1 protein-coding gene is annotated in these 927 nt (G+C 68.7%); it reads left to right on the top strand.

Annotated elements, in window-relative coordinates; genetic code table 11:
- Window positions 1-73: 73 nt before the first annotated feature.
- Window positions 74-898, top strand: a complete 825-nt coding sequence (locus C1I98_RS39315; RefSeq protein ID WP_111169806.1) for an IS5 family transposase — start codon at window positions 74-76, stop codon at window positions 896-898.
- The last annotated feature ends 29 nt before the right edge of the window (window positions 899-927 follow it).

Raw genomic sequence — 927 nt, forward strand, 5'->3', positions numbered from 1 at the left:
GCGTGTTTGAGAAGATCGTTCATGTCCGGCGTGGCGGCGTGACGAGACATGCCGATACCGCCAAAGTGGCTCAATGCCCCCCGCTCGCTACCCCTCCGACCTGACCGACGCCCAGTGGGAACTGATCGAACCTGTGCTGCCCGGGCCGAACGCCGGCGGGCGCCCGGAAAAGCACCCGCGCCGGGAGATCGTCAACGCCATCCTGTACGTGGTCCGATCGGGATGCCCGTGGCGGTACCTGCCCACCGACCTGCCGCCCTGGCAGACCGTGTACTGGTACTTCCAGCAATGGGAGGCCGCCGGCGTCACCGAGACCCTCCTGCGTGAGCTGCGGATCAAGGCCCGCCGCGCCGACGGCCGCGCCGATGAACCCACGGCCGGGATCATCGACTCCCAAAGCGTCAAAGGCGCCGACACCGTCGGAGGTGACAGCCGTGGATACGACGCCGGGAAGAAGATCAACGGGCGTAAGCGATTCATCGTCACCGACACCACCGGCCTGCTGGTGACGGTGACGGTGCTGGCCGCGAGTTGGCAGGACCGCGACGGGGCCAAGACCGCGTTGCTGTCGGCGTACCTGACCACCCCGATCCGGCATGTGTTCGCCGACCAGGGGTTCGCCGGGCGGCTGGTGGACTGGACCCGCGACCGGCTGCGCACCACCCTGGAGATCGTGCGCAAGCCCGCGGACAAGCCCGGCTTCAACGTCATCGCCCGGCGCTGGGTGGTGGAACGGACCTTGGCATGGCTGACCGCCTGCCGCCGCCTGGCCCGTGACTACGAACGCGACCCGGCCGTCTCCGAGGCGCTGATCCGCTGGGCCGCCATCGCGGGGATGGCCCGCCGCCTCACCCGGGGCGGACCCGCACGACGCCAACCCCGCTACATCTGCCCTTGAGCTCTAAACGATCTTCTCAAACACGCACT

Source organism: Spongiactinospora gelatinilytica (genome assembly GCF_003236385.1).
Lineage (GTDB): Bacteria > Actinomycetota > Actinomycetes > Streptosporangiales > Streptosporangiaceae > Spongiactinospora > Spongiactinospora gelatinilytica.